General features: G+C 62.7%; 10 protein-coding genes and 1 pseudogene. 4 read left to right on the plus strand and 7 right to left on the minus strand.

What is annotated here, in order from left to right; genetic code table 11:
• From CAF70_RS16705 to pcaR, 6 genes are all read right to left on the minus strand, one after another.
• Positions 1 to 1,290, minus strand: coding sequence for an MFS family transporter (locus CAF70_RS16705; RefSeq protein ID WP_085625824.1), 1,290 nt, complete (start codon positions 1,288 to 1,290; stop codon positions 1 to 3).
• Between the two features lie 167 nt (positions 1,291 to 1,457).
• Complete coding sequence (gene pcaF / locus CAF70_RS16710) at positions 1,458 to 2,663, minus strand: 3-oxoadipyl-CoA thiolase (protein WP_178076395.1); 1,206 nt, start codon at positions 2,661 to 2,663, stop codon at positions 1,458 to 1,460.
• The gene (locus CAF70_RS16715) at positions 2,660 to 3,439 is read right to left on the minus strand and encodes a CoA-transferase subunit beta (protein WP_015271653.1); all 780 of its coding nucleotides are present in this window, start codon (positions 3,437 to 3,439) and stop codon (positions 2,660 to 2,662) included. The genes pcaF and CAF70_RS16715 overlap by 4 nt, the downstream gene beginning before the upstream one ends.
• A complete protein-coding gene (locus CAF70_RS16720) occupies positions 3,436 to 4,296 on the minus strand; it encodes a CoA transferase subunit A (protein WP_015271654.1) in 861 nt (286 codons plus the stop codon). The genes CAF70_RS16715 and CAF70_RS16720 overlap by 4 nt, the downstream gene beginning before the upstream one ends.
• A gap of 238 nt (positions 4,297 to 4,534) precedes the next feature.
• Entirely contained in the window at positions 4,535 to 5,881 is a 1,347-nt protein-coding gene (locus tag CAF70_RS16725; protein ID WP_085625822.1) for an MFS transporter, read from the minus strand.
• A gap of 328 nt (positions 5,882 to 6,209) precedes the next feature.
• Positions 6,210 to 7,100 (minus strand): pca regulon transcriptional regulator PcaR, encoded by an 891-nt coding sequence (gene pcaR, locus CAF70_RS16730; RefSeq protein ID WP_085625821.1) that lies wholly within the window; start codon positions 7,098 to 7,100, stop codon positions 6,210 to 6,212.
• A 487-nt stretch (positions 7,101 to 7,587) separates the two neighbouring features.
• On the opposite strand from pcaR, the gene CAF70_RS27720 reads away from it, so the two are divergent.
• Both CAF70_RS27720 and CAF70_RS16740 read left to right on the plus strand, forming a co-directional pair.
• Positions 7,588 to 7,788 carry a hypothetical protein gene (locus CAF70_RS27720; RefSeq protein WP_051098410.1) on the plus strand — a complete coding sequence of 67 codons (201 nt, stop codon included), beginning with the start codon at positions 7,588 to 7,590 and terminating at the stop codon, positions 7,786 to 7,788.
• A 312-nt stretch (positions 7,789 to 8,100) separates the two neighbouring features.
• A complete protein-coding gene (locus CAF70_RS16740) occupies positions 8,101 to 9,573 on the plus strand; it encodes an inorganic phosphate transporter (RefSeq protein ID WP_085590382.1) in 1,473 nt (490 codons plus the stop codon).
• A gap of 171 nt (positions 9,574 to 9,744) precedes the next feature.
• Here CAF70_RS16740 and CAF70_RS16745 read toward each other — a convergent pair whose 3' ends face one another.
• Entirely contained in the window at positions 9,745 to 11,220 is a 1,476-nt protein-coding gene (locus CAF70_RS16745; protein ID WP_085625820.1) for a helicase HerA-like domain-containing protein, read from the minus strand.
• A gap of 169 nt (positions 11,221 to 11,389) precedes the next feature.
• Here CAF70_RS16745 and CAF70_RS28175 point away from each other — a divergent pair.
• Both CAF70_RS28175 and CAF70_RS28180 read left to right on the plus strand, forming a co-directional pair.
• A pseudogene (locus tag CAF70_RS28175) lies at positions 11,390 to 12,406 on the plus strand (cache domain-containing protein); the annotation flags it as partial.
• Positions 12,407 to 12,499: 93 nt separating this feature from the next.
• Positions 12,500 to 13,264: a methyl-accepting chemotaxis protein gene (locus CAF70_RS28180; protein WP_370290251.1), complete on the plus strand. Its 765-nt coding sequence runs from the start codon at positions 12,500 to 12,502 to the stop codon at positions 13,262 to 13,264.
• The last annotated feature ends 161 nt before the right edge of the window (positions 13,265 to 13,425 follow it).

Raw genomic sequence — 13,425 nt, forward strand, 5'->3', positions numbered from 1 at the left:
TTAATCATCGTGGTGCAGATACGCCGCCTGCTTTGGCAGGCGCAGGCTGAACAGGAAGGCAATCGCCATCATCGCCGTCACGTACCAGTAGAAAGTGTTTTCCATGCCCAGGGTCTTCAAGCCCAGGGCAACGTACTCGGCCGAACCGCCGAAAGCCGCATTGGCCACGGCATAGGCAAGGCCCACACCCAGTGCGCGTACTTGCGGCGGAAACATCTCGGCCTTCACCAGGCCGCTGATCGAGGTGTAGAAACTGACGATACACAACGCCAGGCTAATCAGCACGAAGGCCATGAACGGGCTGCTCACGGTTTTCAGCGCCATCAGCAGCGGCACGGTGAACAGCGTGCCCAAGGCACCGAACAGCATCATCGAATTACGCCGGCCGATGCGGTCGGAGAGCATGCCGAAGAACGGCTGCAGCACCATGAACAGGAACAGCGCGCCAGTCATCACGTAGCTGGCGTTTTTCGCGGTCATGCCGGCGGTGTTGACCAGGTACTTCTGCATGTAGGTGGTGAAGGTGTAGAAGATCAGCGAACCACCTGCGGTGTAGCCGAGTACGGTGATGAAGGCCGCCGCATGGTTGCGGAACAGGCCCTTGATGGTGCCGGCGTCCTTGTCCTGGCGGGTTTCGGCGCTGCTGGTCTCATGCAGCGAGCGGCGCAGCATCAGCGAGATCAGCGCGGCGATGGCACCGACCACGAACGGAATGCGCCAGCCCCAGGCGCGCAGCTCTTCTTCGGTGAGCAGCTGCTGCAGGATCACCACCACCAGCACCGCCAGCAACTGGCCACCGATCAAAGTCACGTACTGGAACGAGGCGAAGAAGCCGCGCTGGCCGCGCAGGGCCACCTCACTCATGTAGGTGGCCGTGGTGCCGTACTCGCCACCAACCGACAGGCCCTGGATCAGGCGGGCCAGCAGCAACAGCGCCGGGGCCCAGGTGCCGATGCTGGCGTAGGTAGGCAGGCAGGCGATCATCAGGGAGCCGAAGCACATCATCAGCACCGAGATCATCAGGGAATTCTTGCGACCATGGCGGTCAGCGAGGCGGCCGAAGATCCAGCCACCGATGGGGCGCATCAGAAACCCCGCGGCGAACACGCCCGCCGTGTTCAACAACTGCACGGTGGGATCGTCGGAGGGGAAGAAAGCCGGGGCAAAGTAGATCGCGCAGAAGGCATAGACATAGAAGTCGAACCATTCCACCAGGTTGCCTGAAGAGGCACCAACGATAGCGAAGATGCGTTTGCTGCGTTCTTCGCCGGTGTAATAGGCTGAGGTCATGACGGTTTTACTCCTGGAGGGTCGCAGGTAATTCTAGACACACCTGGTAACACACTCGTTCCGCTAGCTGGCTGGCAATTGGCCTCTTCGCGGGCACGCCCGCTCCCACAGTGGGAGGCGTGGTTCCCCTGTGGGAGCGGGCGTGCCCGCGAAGAGGCCGGTACAGGTCAAACCCGTTCGATGGCCAGCGCCAGACCTTGGCCGACACCCACACACATGGTCGCCAGGCCTTTACGCCCACCGCTTTTCTCCAGCTGGTGAAGCGCAGTCAGCACCAGGCGCGCACCGCTCATGCCCAGCGGGTGGCCCAGGGCGATGGCACCGCCGTTGGGGTTCACCTGCGGCGCATCGTCAGCCACACCCAGCTCACGCAGCACCGCCAGCCCCTGGCTGGCAAAGGCTTCGTTGAGTTCGATCACATCGAAATCATTCACCGCCACACCCAGGCGCTCGGTGAGCTTGCGCACCGCCGGCACCGGGCCAATGCCCATCACCCGCGGTGCAACACCGGCACTGGCCATGCCCAGCACCCGGGCACGTGGGGTCAGGCCGTGTTTCTTCACTGCTTCGGCCGAAGCCAGGATCAATGCCGCAGCGCCGTCGTTCACGCCTGAGGCGTTGCCGGCGGTGACGGTCTTGTCCGGGCCGTTGACCGGCTTGAGCCTGGTCAGGGCCTCCAGTGTGGTTTCCGGGCGCAGGTGTTCGTCATGCTCGACGATGGTCTCGCCTTTCTTGTGCGCAATACGTACCGGCACGATCTCTTCGGCGAAGAAACCGGCGGCCTGGGCGGCAGCTGCCTTCTGCTGGCTGCGCAGGGCGAAAGCGTCCTGGTCAGCGCGCGAAACCTGGTAATCGTCGGCCACGTTGTCGGCGGTTTCCGGCATGGAGTCCACGCCGTACTGGCTCTTCATCAGTGGGTTGATGAAACGCCAGCCGATGGTGGTGTCCTCGAGCTTCATGTTGCGCGAATAGCCGCTTTCGGCCTTGCCCATGACGAACGGGGCACGCGACATCGACTCGACGCCGCCGGCAATCGCCAGCTCCATTTCGCCGCTGGCAATGGCGCGGAAGGCAGTGCCGATGGCATCCATGCCCGACGCGCAGAGGCGGTTCAGGGTAACGCCCGGGATGCTCTGCGGCAGGCCGGCCAGCAGCAGCGCCATGCGCGCCACGTTACGGTTGTCTTCACCGGCCTGGTTGGCGCAGCCGAAGAACACTTCGTCAACCTGGTCCCATTGCACGCCGGGGTTGCGCTCGATCAGCGCCTTCAGCGGTACGGCGGCCAGGTCGTCGGCCCGCACGCCGGCCAAGGCGCCGCCGAAGCGGCCGATCGGGGTGCGGATGGCGTCACAGATGAATACGTCGCGCATCAGGCTTCTCCTGCCACCTGGCCATGGGCCGCGGCGGTACGGGCTTCGAGGTCGCGCAGGGCGGACAGCTCGACTTCGGTAGGTTCGGCAGTGGTCTGCACATCGTCGGCAAAGCGGATCGCCCAGCCAGTGGCGGCGATGATCTGCTCGCGGGTCACGCCCGGGTGGATGGCAGTCACTACGAATTCGTGGGTGCCGGCTTCCGGCTCCATGATGCACAGGTCGGTGATGATGCCGACCGGGCCGTCGCCTGGCAGGCCAAGGCGTTTGCGCGAGTCGCCGCCCTCACCGTGGCCAACCGAGGTGATGAAGTCCAGTTTGTCGACGAAGGCACGCGGCGACTGCTTGAGGATGATCAGCACCTGCTTGGCGGAACCGGCGATTTCCGGTGCGCCACCGGCACCCGGCAGACGGGTTTTCGGCGCGTGGTAGTCACCGACCACGGTAGTGTTGATGTTGCCGAAACGGTCGACCTGGGCGGCGCCGAGGAAGCCGACGTCGATGCGCCCACCTTGCAGCCAGTAGCGGAAGATCTCGCCGGTCGGCACCACGGTGTCAGCGGTTTCGGCCAGCTCGCCGTCACCGATCGACAGCGGCAGCACGCTTGGCTTGGCGCCGATCGGGCCGGATTCGTAGATCAGCACCACATCTGGCGACGAGGTCAGGCGCGCCAGGTTGGCGGCCTTGGACGGCAGGCCGATGCCGACGAAGCACACCGCACCGTTGCGCAGGCGACGGGCTGCGGCGACGGTCATCATTTCGGAAGTGGAGTAGCTCATTGTGCGGCCTCCGCAGTACTGGCCAGCTTGGCCTTGAATTCGTTGAAATCGGCAGTGCCACGGATGTAGGTGTCGATCCAGGCGGTGAACGATTCGCGGCTACGCGCGATCGGGTCCCAGGCCTGGTAGAAGCGGTTGTCACGCTCGTAGTAGCCGTGGGCATAGGACGGGTGCGCACCACCCGGCACCAGGCATACCGCGCTCAGCGCCCAGGTCGGTAGCACGCAAGCGTTCATAGGGGCTTGCAGGTCGTCGACGATTTCCTCGACGGTGACGATGCAACGCTTGGCGGCCAGGGCGGCTTCCTTCTGCACACCGAGGATGCCCCACAGCAGCACGTTGCCTTTGCGGTCGGCTTTTTGCGCGTGAATCACGGTCACGTCCGGGCGTACCGACGGCACGGCTGCCAGCACTTCACCGGTGAACGGGCAGGTCACGCTCTTGATCAGCGGGTTGACCTTCGGCAGGTCGGAGCCAGCGTAGGCACGCAGCACGGCGAACGGCAGGCCCGAAGCACCGGCGACATAGGCGTTGGCCAGGTCGGCGTGGCTGTGTTCTTCGATTTCGATGGCGTGTGGCCACTGCTTCTCGACGGCATCACGCAGGCGGTGCAGCGAACCGACACCTGGGTTGCCACCCCAGGAGAAGATCAGCTTGCTGGCGCAACCGGCGCCGATCAGCTGGTCGTAGATCAGGTCCGGAGTCATGCGCACCAGGGTCAGGTCGCGCTTGCCCTGACGGATGATCTCGTGGCCGGCGGCAGTCGGGATCAGGTGGGTGAAACCTTCGAGGGCGACGGTATCGCCATCCTGGATGAACTGCTTCACGGCTTCGTGAAGCGGGAGAATTGCAGCCATTTGGAGACTCCTGGTCAGGGTGCTTCGGTAAGCTCAGATTAAGGAGACTGGTGGGTGGCTTACAATCCGATAATCGACTATTCGTGCGATTATCGAACTGTTTGTTACCCTGCTATTCATCTCCACGCTGGGGCTGCTGCGCAGCCCTTTCGCAGCACAAGGCTGCTCCTACAGGGGGTCGCGCTTCCCTGTAACAGCGGCCTTGGGTCGCGACGGGCCGCAAAGCGGCCCCAATGTCTCAGGTCGCGTCAGCGTGGCTCACCAGCCCTTTCACGATCACACCCACGGTCGCCAGCCCCGCCGGCACAAGCAACGCCGTCAGCACCTGTTCGAAGTTCCAGCCCAGCCCCAGCAGCGTCGCACCGCTCCAGGCTCCAAGAATCGCCCCGAAGCGGCCGATCCCCAGCATCCACGATACCCCCGTGGCACGCCCCTGGGTCGGATAGAAGCGCGCCGCCAGCGACGGCATCGCCGACTGGGCGCCGTTCACGCACATGCCGGCAACCAGCACCAGCGTGGCCAGTACGGTGATATTGCCCAGGCTCTGTCCCACGGCGTAGGCGAACACCCCGGCCAGCAGGTAGAAAATGCCGATCACCTTGTGCGGATTGAAGCGGTCCATGGCCCAGCCCACGCCGACGGCACTCAGCACGCCGCCGAACTGGAACAGTGCGCCGATGAAGGCAGCCTGCTCCATGCTCGCGCCACTGTCGCGCATCAAGGTGGGCAACCAGCTGGTCAGCAGATAGACGATCACCAGGCCCATGAAGTAGGTCAGCCACAGCAGCAGAGTGCCCATGCCGTAGGTGCCGGAGAAAATCAGCGCAAACACATTGCGCGCGGCCACCGCCTTCTGCTCGGGCACGCTGAAGCTGCCCGCCTCGGCCACCACCTGCGGCGCGATGGGCGACAAGGTCTTGCGCACCTTGTCGGTACCCCGGTTGCGCACCACCAGAAACCGCGCCGACTCTGGCAGCCACACCATCAGCACCAGCGCCAGCAGCAGCGGCAGCACGCCACCGATCACCAGCAGGCTGTGCCAGCCGTAGGCCGGTATCATCTTGGCGGAAATGAATCCACCACCGGCCATGCCCAGGTTGAAGCCACAGAACATGCTGGTCACCAGCAGCGACTTGAGGCGCTCGGGGGTGTACTCAGACAACAGGGTCGTGGCATTGGGCATGCCTGCGCCAAGGCCCAGGCCGGTCAGAAAGCGCAGCACCAGCAACTGGTCGACGTTGGTGGCATAAGCCGAGGCCAGGCTGAAGCCGCCGAACACCAGCACCGCGCCCACCAGCACGCCCTTGCGGCCAAAACGGTCGGCCAACGGGCCGGAGCCGAGGGCACCGAACACCATGCCGATCAATGCCGCACTCATGACCGGGCCGAGGCTGGCACGGTCAATCCCCCACTCCTGCGACAGGGCCGGGGCGATGAAGCCCATCGCGGCGGTGTCCAGGCCATCGAGGAAGACGATCAGGAAGCACAGCAACACCACCCGCCACTGGTAGCGGGATAGCGGCTGCTGATTGATGAACGACTGGACGTCGAGGCTTTTGCCGACGTTGATTTGCGCTTGGTTCATTATTGTTATCCAGAATGGGGGCACAGCCAGGCCACTGCACGCGATCAACGGTACAGAGGACGATAGTTTGGGGGTAATGCGGCCGGCGTCAGCCTGGATACAACGATACTGCGCGCGGGTGCGGCCGCGGCAGCGAGGGGACAGTATTCATGGTAAGTGCCTCTTGGTTTTTCTTGTTCGGTCGGCGCAGCCGACCGTTGCGAGAGACATTAATCAGCGGGCGGGAGTGAAGCAATTCGCCGCGAACGACACTGTGCGTTTATCGCACAGGAAAGGGTTTTGCCTGTTCAAAATTTGAAAGGGGGGGCGCTTTGCGCCCCCGGCGGGCTCAGCCAAACAACTGATGGCAAAGGTCCCGGCTGGCCGCCAGCAGGATCGGCAAGAAGCGCTGCTCCAGCTCACTGCGCGTCACCCGCCCTACATGGGTACTCACATTCAACGCCGCCAACACCTGCCCCGAAGCGTCATACACTGGTACGGCTATCGAGCGCAGCCCCTGCTCCAGCTCCTGGTCCACCACGCACCAGCCCTGGGCGCGTACCTGCTGGATACAGGCGAACAGCGACTCGGGATCATGCAAGGTACGGCTGGTTCGCGCCTTCAGGTCGGCACGTTCCAGGTATTCACGCAGGCTGGTGTCATCCATGGCCGCCAACAGAATGCGCCCCATCGATGTGCAATAGGCCGGCAGGCGTCCACCCACCGACAGGTCAACCGAAATCAGCCGCTCCACCGTGGCCGAACGGGCTATATAAAGAATGTCGTCACCTTCGAGCGTGGCCATGTTGGCCGCCTCGTGCAGCTGGTCGCTGATGCGGTCCAGGTAGGGCTGGGCAGAAATCGCCAGCGGCGTCGAGGACAGGTACGCATGCCCCAGCGTCAGCACTTTGGGTAACAGCGAATAAGTGCGCCCGTCCGTGGTGGCATAACCCAGCTTGATCAGTGTGTGCAGGCAACGGCGTACCGCCGCGCGGGGAATTTCAGTGCGGTGGCTGATCTGGGCAATGGTCAGGTGGCGCTTGCGTTCCTGGAAGGCCTGGATCACGGCCAGACCGCGCGCCAGGGAGGTCATGAAGTCCGGGTCGCCGGTAAAGGCCTGGATGCGCTTCGCCGGCGAAGCCACGATCGGCGGTGCCAAGGCTGCCGAGACAGGCCGTGCCAGCTCTGGATTGGCCGATTCGGCATTGACGGAATCGTTGCCCAGGGTTTCGTCACTCATCGCACACCTCAAAAAAAAGCGCCCACTCGTGCGATTATCGAACAAACGGCCGATAATCGCAATTGACCGCTGACACTTTTACTTATACCTTTCTCCTGCCACTTGTGGCTTCTTTGGAGAGACTGGTCAGGTACCCACCGTAGAAGTCCCCAGGCAACGGCCTCGCCTTTTGGCGAGGCCGTTTTTCATTACACATCCGGTCAATGGCTTCGCGACTGCGCTGCAGCGAACTTTTGTCGTTCTTGCCTTTCAAACTTGTACAAAAGACCCAAACTGTTGTCGGATGCACCCGTTACTTGCGTCAGGTGATGTCAGGGTCAGGTAAATAACGATGTTCGGCGAAATATCGGTTGCTATAATCGATAGCGCAGGCCCCGACGCTTCCGTGTAATGGAACCTTCCGCTGTATCAAGCGTTGCGGCCGGCAAGGCATGTGCATTCGGTACAACGCACAACAACACTCATCAAACTTGATTCAGGTACTCATGTGACGAAAGATGAACTGCGCGCGGAGCTCGAGCGCCAGGCTGAGCGTTACAAGGATGTTTACGGTGGCGAAGTTACCACTTATGCCGCACAACCGGACCCGGAACGCAAACCTTGGCGCAAGCGTGCCAGCGTGCGCGATCAGGCCTTCAGCCAGGAACTGGAACGCATGGAAAAGGAGCTGCGCAGCGACAATTCCTAGCCCCGGGACCACGCCAGCGCGTCGTCGCCCGGCCAGCCCGGGCGCGGTCGATCTTTACTGTCAGGCCGAAGATGAAATGGAATCACACAAATTTCATACGACCGTTTGAACGCTTGCGAAGCGGCTTTTTCCCCGTTTTTTTCTCGGTTTTCGCCCTGTTTTATGCCTTTTAGCACGCATTTTCCTATCCGCTCACCCTGCCGTTCATGTCGCGCTCGCATCAGGAAGATTGCCGTCGGTCTGTCGCAGATGCATCGATTGCCAAGGTTTTCTGGCATAATCCCGCCCCCCTAAGACCGCCAGACAACCTTCATGATCGAATTATTCAGCGGACTGGATGCCTGGGTACTGGTGAGCCTGCTGCTCGCCCTGACCTTCGTACTCGCCTTCGAGTTCATCAATGGCTTTCATGACACCGCCAACGCGGTAGCTACCGTCATCTATACCAAAGCCATGCCGCCGCACCTCGCCGTGTTCTTCTCCGGCGTGTTCAACTTCCTTGGCGTTCTGCTTGGCGGTGTCGGGGTGGCCTATGCCATCGTGCACCTGCTGCCAGTGGAGCTGCTGATAAATGTGAACACCGGGCACGGGCTGGCCATGGTCTTCTCGCTGCTGGCTGCGGCCATCACCTGGAACCTGGGCACCTGGTACTTCGGTATCCCCGCCTCCAGTTCGCACACCCTGATTGGCTCCATCCTTGGCGTCGGCCTGGCCAATGCCCTGATCAACGACATCCCGCTGGGCGACGGTGTCAACTGGCAGAAGGCGATCGACATCGCCATGTCGCTGGTGGTCTCGCCCATGGCCGGCTTCGCCGTTGCCGCCCTGGTGCTGATTGGCCTGAAGTGGTGGCGACCGCTGTCGAAGATGCACAAAACTCCCGAGCAGCGCCGCAAGCTCGACGACAAGAAGCACCCGCCGTTCTGGAACCGCCTGGTACTGGTGGTTTCGGCCATGGGCGTGAGCTTCGTGCACGGCTCCAACGACGGCCAGAAAGGCATCGGCCTGATCATGCTGGTGCTGATCGGCATCGTTCCGGCCAAGTTCGTCCTCGACCTGAACAGCACCACCTACCAGATCGAGCGTACCCGCGACGCCACCCTGCACATGAGCCAGTTCTATCAGCGCAACGCCGCCACCCTGGGCGAGTTCCTGGCACTGGGCAAGGCCAAGTCCAGCGACCTGCCGGAGCAGTTCAGCTGCAACCCGCAGCAGACCGAGCCGACCATTGCCGCGCTGCAGTCCTCGCTTCAGGGCGTGACCGACTACCATAGCCTGAGTGCCGACAAGCGTGTCGAAGTGCGCCGCTACCTGCTGTGCCTGGACGACACGGCGAAGAAGGTCGGCAAGCTGCCGGGCCTGGAAGCCCGTGAAAAGGCCGACCTGGAAAAACTGCGCAAAGACCTGACCGCCACCACCGAGTACGCTCCGTTCTGGGTGATCGTGGCCGTCGCCCTGGCCCTGGGCCTGGGTACCATGGTCGGTTGGAAGCGCGTTGTACTGACCGTTGGCGAGAAGATCGGCAAGCAGGGCATGACCTATGCCCAAGGCATGTCGGCGCAGATCACCGCGGCTTGCGCCATCGGCATGGCCAACATCTTCGCCCTGCCGGTGTCGACCACCCACGTGCTGTCGTCCGGTGTGGCAGGCACCATGGTCGCCAACAAGAGCGGCCTGCAAGGCGGCACCGTTAAGACCATCCTGCTGGCCTGGGTACTGACCCTGCCTGCGTCGATGGGCCTGGCGGCCGGCCTGTTCTGGCTGGCGTCCAAAGCCATTGGCTGAGTGATACCGCAATAAGAAGAAGGCGCCTCATGGGCGCCTTTTTCATAGGTGTCATTTTTGTACCGGCCCTATCGCCGGCAAGCCAGCTCCCACAGGTACTGCACCGCCCACAAGACCTGTGCAGTACCTGTGGGAGCTGGCTTGCCGGCGATAGGGCCGGGTACAGGCAAACTACCTTTTCTTGCCCCCCAGCAACGACCCCATCAACCCCCGCACCAACTGCCGCCCCAACTGGTTGGCCGCCTGGCGCACCGCCGACTTGATCGCCTGCCCCGCCGCACTCTGCAAAAACTCACCGGCCTTGTCGGCAAAGCTCTCCTCATCCACTTTGGGTTGTGGCGCCGGCTCCAGCGGTTCGCCCTTGCGCTGGGTCAGCATTTCATAGGCCGATTCACGATCCACCGGTTTGTCGTAACGCCCCGCCAGCGGCGAAGCGGCAATCAGCGCACTGCGCTCAGCAGCGCTCAACGGCCCGATACGCGACTGCGGCGGTGCTATCAGTACCCGTTGCACCATCGCAGGTGTGCCCTTTTCCTCCAGCGTCCCAACCAGCGCTTCGCCAATGCCGAGCTCGGTCAGTACCGCCAGGGTGTCGAACGCCGGGTTGGGGCGGAAGCCATCGGCCACCGCCCGTAGCGACTTTTGCTCCTTGGCAGTAAACGCCCGCAAGCCATGCTGAATGCGCAAGCCCAACTGGGCCAGCACCGCATCCGGCAAGTCCCCCGGCGACTGGGTGACGAAGTACACTCCCACGCCCTTGGAGCGGATCAGCCGCACCACCTGCTCCAGGCGATCCTGCAAGGCCTTGGGCGTATCGTTGAACAGCAAGTGCGCTTCATCGAAGAACAACGCCAGTACCGGCTTGTCGGCATCCCCCCGCTCGGGCAACTGCTCGAACAATTCGGCCAGTAGCCACAACAGGAAGGTCGCGTACACCTTGGGTGCCTCGTGCACCAAACGGCTGGCGTCCAGCAGGTGGATACGCCCACGGCCATCCGGGTCTGGCCGTAGCAGGTCCTCGAGCTGCAGGCCCGGCTCACCGAAAAGCGCCTCGGCGCCTTGCTGCTCCAGGGTCGCCAGCCGGCGCAACAAGGCCTGGGTAGAGGCCGTGGTCACCAGCGCGCTGTCTTCGCCGAGCAGTTGCGGGTTGTCCTTCAGGTGCGCGAGCAACGCCTTGAGGTCCTTGAGGTCGAGCAACAGCAGGCCTTCACGGTCCGCCACCTTGAACGCCGCATACAACGCCGCCTGTTGGCTGTCGGTCAGCTCCAGCAAGTTGCCCAGCAGCAGCGGCCCCATTTCACTAAGGGTGGTGCGCAGCGGGTGGCCGGACTGCCCGGCAATGTCCCACAAGCTCAACGGGTAAGCCTGCGGCCTGTGCCCCAGCCAAGGCATGCCGGCAATACGCTCGGCCACCTTGCCCTGTGGCGAACCAGCAGCGCCCAGGCCGCACAGGTCGCCTTTGACATCGGCCGCGAACACCGCCACCCCCGCATCACTGAACACTTCCGCCAGATGCTGCAGGGTGACGGTCTTGCCAGTACCCGTCGCGCCGGCTACCAGGCCATGGCGGTTGGCCAGCCTCATCGCTTGCCCAATTGGCTGGCCATCCGGGCCTGCACCTACAACGATGGTCGAAATTTCCGACATCTCATTAATCCTCTGCTCAAGCTTTACCTTAATTCGGCCGATACCTGTGGGTGATATTCGCCTTAATAGAGAGGGACAACCGAAAAGGGACTTTTCGGGATGTTGCATTGCTTTGCGACTCAACGCATGCAATCGCCTGATATAAAACCTTAGCGGAACCGATTACGCCATGAACAAAAGCCTTCGTTTCAGCCACAAGATTCTTTTGGCCGCCTCACTGATCGTGATACTCGCCTTCAGCCTGTTCACGCTTTACAACGATTACCTCCAGCGTAATGCGATCCGCGAAGACCTGGAAAACTATCTGGCTGAAATGGGCACCTCCACTTCGACCAACATCCGCAACCTGTTCGAAGGCCGTATCAAGCTGGTGGAAAACCTGGCACAGAACATTGCCCAGGACCCGGCCAGCGCCGAAACCCTGTTGGGCCAGAATGCCCTGATCTCGAGCTTCCTCACGGTATACGTGGGCAAGGTCGACGGTGGCTTCAGCGTGCGCCCGGACACCAGGATGCCCGACGGCTACGATCCGCGCACCCGCCCCTGGTACAAGGACGGCATGAATGCCGCCGGCGCGATTCTGACCGAGCCTTACATCGACATGGCCACCAACAAGATGGTCATCGGCATCATCGACAAGGTGTCCAGTGGTGTCGGCGTGGTCGGTGGCGACCTGGCCCTGGACGGTCTGGTGCAGATCATCAACTCGCTGAACTTCGGCGGCATGGGCTACGCCTTCCTGGTCAACGACCAGGGCAAGATCCTGGTCCACCCGGACAAGGACCTGGTGATGAAGTCGCTATCGGACCTGTTCCCGCAGCACACGCCGAAACTGACCGGTGAATTGACTGAAGTGCAGAGCGATGGCCAGGCCCGCCTGCTGACCTTCACGCCAATCACCGGCCTGCCGTCGGCCAACTGGTACATCGGCCTGTCGGTGGACAAGGACAAGGCCTTCTCCATGCTCAGCAGCTTCCGCACCTCGGCGGTGATCGCCACGCTGGTGGCGGTGGTGATCATCATCGGCCTGCTCGGCCTGCTGACCCGCGTGCTGATGCAGCCGCTGCACACCATGACCCGCGCCATGGAAGACATCGCTGAAGGTGAAGGCGACCTGACCAAGCGCCTGCGCATCCACAACCACGACGAATTCGGCATCCTGGGCAGCGCCTTCAACCGTTTCGTCGAGCGTATCCACAGCTCGATCCGCGAAGTGTCCTCGGCCACAGAACAGGTCAACGAAGTGGCCCTGCGGGTCATCAGTGCCTCGAACTCGTCGATGACCAACTCCGACGAGCAGTCCAACCGCACCAACAGCGTGGCCGCCGCCATCAACGAACTGGGCGCCGCCGCTCAGGAAATTGCCGGCAACGCCGCACAGGCTTCGCAGCACGCCAGTTCGGCGCGGTTGCTGGCCGAAGAAGGGCAGCAGGTGGTGGAGCGCAACATTGCGGCGATGAACCGCCTGTCGGATCTGATCGTCACCTCCAGCGCGCACATCGAGACGCTGAACAGCAAGACCGTCAACATCGGCCAGATCCTCGAGGTGATCACCAGCATTTCCCAGCAGACCAACCTGCTGGCGCTGAACGCGGCCATCGAAGCGGCCCGTGCCGGTGAAGCCGGGCGTGGTTTTGCCGTGGTCGCCGATGAAGTACGCAACCTGGCGCATCGCACCCAGGAGTCGGCGCAGCAAGTGCAGACCATGATCGAAGAACTGCAGGTCGGCGCCCGCGAGTCGGTCGAGACCATGGACCAGAGCCAGCGTCACAGCCAGGACAGCATGCAGATCGCCAACCAGGCCGGTGAGCGGCTGGACAGCGTTACCGTACGCATCGGCGAAATCGACGGCATGAACCAGTCGGTGGCCACCGCCACCGAAGAGCAGACCGCCGTGGTCGAGGCCATCAACATGGATATCAACGAGATCAACATGCTCAACCAGGAAGGCGTGGAAAACCTGCAGGCCACCCTGCGCGCCTGCTCCGACCTGGAGCAGCAGGCCGGCCGCCTGAAGCAGCTGGTGGGCAGCTTCCGCATCTGATCTCAATCCGCGTCGCCTGCTTCGCGGGCTCGCCCGCTCCCACAGGAACTGCACAGCCCCTGAGGCCTGTGTAATCCCTGTGGGAGCGGGCAAGCCCGCGAAGAAGCCCGCCCCGCTCCCACAGGGATTACACAGGCCTCAGGGGCTGTGCAGTTCCTGTG

This window comes from Pseudomonas sp. B19(2017), assembly GCF_002113165.1.
GTDB lineage: Bacteria > Pseudomonadota > Gammaproteobacteria > Pseudomonadales > Pseudomonadaceae > Aquipseudomonas.

What these genes read in the sequence shown, in the direction of transcription:
- CAF70_RS28180 (WP_370290251.1), top strand. Translation starts at nt 12,500, where the DNA reads ATGACCAACTCCGACGAGCAGTCCAACCGCACCAACAGCGTGGCCGCC.
- CAF70_RS16745 (WP_085625820.1), bottom strand. Translation starts at nt 11,220, where the DNA reads ATGTCGGAAATTTCGACCATCGTTGTAGGTGCAGGCCCGGATGGCCAG.
- CAF70_RS16725 (WP_085625822.1), bottom strand. Translation starts at nt 5,881, where the DNA reads ATGAACCAAGCGCAAATCAACGTCGGCAAAAGCCTCGACGTCCAGTCG.
- pcaR (WP_085625821.1), bottom strand. Translation starts at nt 7,100, where the DNA reads ATGAGTGACGAAACCCTGGGCAACGATTCCGTCAATGCCGAATCGGCC.
- CAF70_RS16740 (WP_085590382.1), top strand. Translation starts at nt 8,101, where the DNA reads ATGATCGAATTATTCAGCGGACTGGATGCCTGGGTACTGGTGAGCCTG.
- CAF70_RS16705 (WP_085625824.1), bottom strand. Translation starts at nt 1,290, where the DNA reads ATGACCTCAGCCTATTACACCGGCGAAGAACGCAGCAAACGCATCTTC.
- CAF70_RS16715 (WP_015271653.1), bottom strand. Translation starts at nt 3,439, where the DNA reads ATGAGCTACTCCACTTCCGAAATGATGACCGTCGCCGCAGCCCGTCGC.
- CAF70_RS16720 (WP_015271654.1), bottom strand. Translation starts at nt 4,296, where the DNA reads ATGGCTGCAATTCTCCCGCTTCACGAAGCCGTGAAGCAGTTCATCCAG.